Raw genomic sequence first — 4951 nt, 5'->3', positions numbered from 1 at the left:
GCTAAGCGACTACCATATCTCACAGGGGGCAACCCCCAACTACTTCCGGCGTTCTAGGGCTTAACTTCTGTGTTCGGCATGGGTACAGGTGTATCTCCTAGGCTATCGTCACTTAACTCTGAATGATGAACATTCAAAATTGAATACCTATATTCTAACAAAAATCTAACCAGCTGTAAATATCCTCAGTTACTTTTTGGATAAGTCCTCGAGCTATTAGTATTAGTCCGCTCCATTGCTCACACAACTTCCACTCCTAACCTATCTACCTGATCTTCTCTCAGGGCTCTTACTAACATATAGTTATGGGAAATCTCATCTTGAGGTGGGTTTCACACTTAGATGCTTTCAGCGTTTATCCCTTCCCTACATAGCTACCCAGCGATGCCTCTGGCGAGACAACTGGTACACCAGCGGTAAGTCCACTCTGGTCCTCTCGTACTAGGAGCAGATCCTCTCAAATTTCCTACGCCCGCGACGGATAGGGACCGAACTGTCTCACGACGTTCTGAACCCAGCTCGCGTGCCGCTTTAATGGGCGAACAGCCCAACCCTTGGGACCGACTACAGCCCCAGGATGCGACGAGCCGACATCGAGGTGCCAAACCTCCCCGTCGATGTGAACTCTTGGGGGAGATAAGCCTGTTATCCCCAGGGTAGCTTTTATCCGTTGAGCGATGGCCCTTCCATACGGAACCACCGGATCACTAAGCCCGACTTTCGTCCCTGCTCGAGTTGTAGCTCTCGCAGTCAAGCTCCCTTATACCTTTACACTCTGCGAATGATTTCCAACCATTCTGAGGGAACCTTTGGGCGCCTCCGTTACCTTTTAGGAGGCGACCGCCCCAGTCAAACTGCCCGTCAGACACTGTCTCCGATAGGGATCACCTATCCGGGTTAGAGTGGCCATAACACAAGGGTAGTATCCCAACATCGCCTCCATCGAAACTGGCGTCCCGATCTCTATGGCTCCTACCTATCCTGTACATGTGGCACAGACACTCAATATCAAACTGCAGTAAAGCTCCATGGGGTCTTTCCGTCCTGTCGCGGGTAACCTGCATCTTCACAGGTACTAAAATTTCACCGAGTCTCTCGTTGAGACAGTGCCCAAATCATTACGCCTTTCGTGCGGGTCGGAACTTACCCGACAAGGAATTTCGCTACCTTAGGACCGTTATAGTTACGGCCGCCGTTTACTGGGGCTTCAATTCATACCTTCGCTTACGCTAAGCACTCCTCTTAACCTTCCAGCACCGGGCAGGCGTCACCCCCTATACATCATCTTACGATTTAGCAGAGAGCTGTGTTTTTGATAAACAGTTGCTTGGGCCTATTCACTGCGGCTGACCGAAGTCAGCACCCCTTCTCCCGAAGTTACGGGGTCATTTTGCCGAGTTCCTTAACGAGAGTTCTCTCGCTCACCTGAGGCTACTCGCCTCGACTACCTGTGTCGGTTTGCGGTACGGGTAGAGTATGTTTAAACGCTAGAAGCTTTTCTTGGCAGTGTGACATCACTAACTTCGCTACTAAACTTCGCTCCCCATCACAGCTCAATGTTATAGAACTAAGCATTTAACTCAATTCACACCTCACTGCTTAGACGTGCACTTCCAATCGCACGCTTTAGTTAGCCTACTGCGTCCCTCCATCACTACATACTCTAGTACAGGAATATCAACCTGTTGTCCATCGGATACACCTTTCGGTCTCTCCTTAGGTCCCGACTAACCCAGGGCGGACGAGCCTTCCCCTGGAAACCTTAGTCTTACGGTGGACAGGATTCTCACCTGTCTTTCGCTACTCATACCGGCATTCTCACTTCTATGCGTTCCAGCACTCCTCACGGTATACCTTCTTCACACATAGAACGCTCTCCTACCATACCATTAAAGGTATCCACAGCTTCGGTAAATTGTTTTAGCCCCGGTACATTTTCGGCGCAGGGTCACTCGACTAGTGAGCTATTACGCACTCTTTGAATGAATAGCTGCTTCTAAGCTAACATCCTAGTTGTCTGTGCAACCCCACATCCTTTTCCACTTAACAATTATTTTGGGACCTTAGCTGGTGGTCTGGGCTGTTTCCCTTTCGACTACGGATCTTAGCACTCGCAGTCTGACTGCCGACCATAATTCATTGGCATTCGGAGTTTATCTGAGATTGGTAATCCGGGATGGACCCCTCACCCAAACAGTGCTCTACCTCCAAGAATCTTAATGTCGACGCTAGCCCTAAAGCTATTTCGGAGAGAACCAGCTATCTCCAAGTTCGTTTGGAATTTCTCCGCTACCCACAAGTCATCCAAGCACTTTTCAACGTGCCCTGGTTCGGTCCTCCAGTGCGTTTTACCGCACCTTCAACCTGCTCATGGGTAGGTCACATGGTTTCGGGTCTACGACATGATACTAAGACGCCCTATTCAGACTCGGTTTCCCTACGGCTCCGTCTCTTCAACTTAACCTCGCATCATATCGTAACTCGCCGGTTCATTCTACAAAAGGCACGCTCTCACCCATTAACGGGCTCGAACTTGTTGTAGGCACACGGTTTCAGGTTCTATTTCACTCCCCTCCCGGGGTGCTTTTCACCTTTCCCTCACGGTACTGGTTCACTATCGGTCACTAGGGAGTATTTAGGGTTGGGAGATGGTCCTCCCAGATTCCGACGAGATTCCACGTGTCTCGCCGTACTCAGGATACTGCTAGGTATAAAGACTATTTTAAATACGAGGCTATTACTCTCTTTGGCCTACCTTCCCAGGTAGTTCTTCTATAATCTTTAAGTCCACATTGCAGTCCTACAACCCCGAAGAGTAAACTCTTCGGTTTGCCCTCCTGCCGTTTCGCTCGCCGCTACTAAGGCAATCGCTTTTGCTTTCTCTTCCTGCAGCTACTTAGATGTTTCAGTTCACTGCGTCTTCCTCCTCATATCCTTAACAGATATGGGTAACAGGTATCACCTGCTGGGTTCCCCCATTCGGACACCCCCGGATCTAAGCTTACTTACAGCTCCCCGAGGCATTTCGTCGTTTGTCACGTCCTTCTTCGGCTCCTAGTGCCAAGGCATCCACCGTGCGCCCTTATTAACTTAACCTTATTAACCTAATTTCTTAAAAAATTAGAAAACTCATTAAATATTCACAGCGTTTTCGGTTTATTTTCTTGTTACTATTTGATATAGATATTCAATTTTCAATGTTCATCCTTGGTGATCTCTCACCAATGGAGCCTAGCGGGATCGAACCGCTGACCTCCTGCGTGCAAAGCAGGCGCTCTCCCAGCTGAGCTAAGGCCCCACAAGACCTCTCAAAACTAAACAAGACGAACGTGCAGGTTTCCTTATCCTTAGAAAGGAGGTGATCCAGCCGCACCTTCCGATACGGCTACCTTGTTACGACTTCACCCCAATCATCTATCCCACCTTAGGCGGCTGGCTCCTAAAAGGTTACCTCACCGACTTCGGGTGTTACAAACTCTCGTGGTGTGACGGGCGGTGTGTACAAGGCCCGGGAACGTATTCACCGCGGCGTGCTGATCCGCGATTACTAGCGATTCCGACTTCATGTAGGCGAGTTGCAGCCTACAATCCGAACTGAGACTGGCTTTAAGAGATTAGCTTGCCGTCACCGACTTGCGACTCGTTGTACCAGCCATTGTAGCACGTGTGTAGCCCAGGTCATAAGGGGCATGATGATTTGACGTCATCCCCACCTTCCTCCGGTTTATTACCGGCAGTCTCGCTAGAGTGCCCAACTGAATGATGGCAACTAACAATAGGGGTTGCGCTCGTTGCGGGACTTAACCCAACATCTCACGACACGAGCTGACGACAACCATGCACCACCTGTCACCTCTGTCCCGAAGGAAAACTCTATCTCTAGAGCGGTCAGAGGGATGTCAAGACCTGGTAAGGTTCTTCGCGTTGCTTCGAATTAAACCACATGCTCCACCGCTTGTGCGGGCCCCCGTCAATTCCTTTGAGTTTCAACCTTGCGGTCGTACTCCCCAGGCGGAGTGCTTAATGCGTTAGCTGCGGCACTGAGTCCCGGAAAGGACCCAACACCTAGCACTCATCGTTTACGGCGTGGACTACCAGGGTATCTAATCCTGTTTGCTCCCCACGCTTTCGAGCCTCAGCGTCAGTTACAAGCCAGAGAGCCGCTTTCGCCACCGGTGTTCCTCCATATATCTACGCATTTCACCGCTACACATGGAATTCCACTCTCCCCTCCTGCACTCAAGTTAAACAGTTTCCAAAGCGTACTATGGTTAAGCCACAGCCTTTAACTTCAGACTTATCTAACCGCCTGCGCTCGCTTTACGCCCAATAAATCCGGATAACGCTCGGGACCTACGTATTACCGCGGCTGCTGGCACGTAGTTAGCCGTCCCTTTCTGGTAAGATACCGTCACAGTGTGAACTTTCCACTCTCACACTCGTTCTTCTCTTACAACAGAGCTTTACGATCCGAAAACCTTCTTCACTCACGCGGCGTTGCTCGGTCAGACTTCCGTCCATTGCCGAAGATTCCCTACTGCTGCCTCCCGTAGGAGTCTGGGCCGTGTCTCAGTCCCAGTGTGGCCGATCACCCTCTCAGGTCGGCTATGTATCGTCGCCTTGGTGAGCCGTTACCTCACCAACTAGCTAATACAACGCAGGTCCATCTGGTAGTGGAGCAATTGCCCCTTTCAAATAGATGTCATGCAACATCTACTGTTATGCGGTATTAGCTATCGTTTCCAATAGTTATCCCCCGCTACCAGGCAGGTTACCTACGCGTTACTCACCCGTTCGCAACTCATCCGGAAAGAGCAAGCTCCTTCCTTCAGCGTTCTACTTGCATGTATTAGGCACGCCGCCAGCGTTCATCCTGAGCCAGGATCAAACTCTCATTAAAATAATTGTTTGTCTTAAACTCATTCTGTCACTGACAGATTTATTGTTTTTT

General features: G+C 49.9%; 1 tRNA gene and 3 rRNA genes. All 4 read right to left on the bottom strand.

The features are described 5' to 3' along the window. Nucleotides 1-116: ribosomal RNA gene (gene rrf, locus FJR71_RS09935) — 5S ribosomal RNA — on the bottom strand. A gap of 80 nt (nt 117-196) precedes the next feature. Next, nucleotides 197-3096 (bottom strand): 23S ribosomal RNA (locus FJR71_RS09930). 129 nt (nt 3097-3225) lie between these two features. Next, nucleotides 3226-3298, bottom strand: a tRNA-Ala gene (locus FJR71_RS09925). Nucleotides 3299-3351: 53 nt separating this feature from the next. Beyond that, nucleotides 3352-4900: ribosomal RNA gene (locus FJR71_RS09920) — 16S ribosomal RNA — on the bottom strand. Together the 16S, 23S and 5S rRNA genes with 1 tRNA gene alongside form the textbook arrangement of a ribosomal RNA operon. Nucleotides 4901-4951: the final 51 nt, after the last annotated feature.

Source organism: Streptococcus xiaochunlingii, from assembly GCF_006385805.1.
In the GTDB taxonomy this organism is placed as follows: Bacteria; Bacillota; Bacilli; order Lactobacillales; family Streptococcaceae; genus Streptococcus; species Streptococcus xiaochunlingii.
The sequence above is the reverse complement of the archived record's forward strand: the minus strand, read 5'-3'. Positions and strand labels throughout refer to the sequence as shown.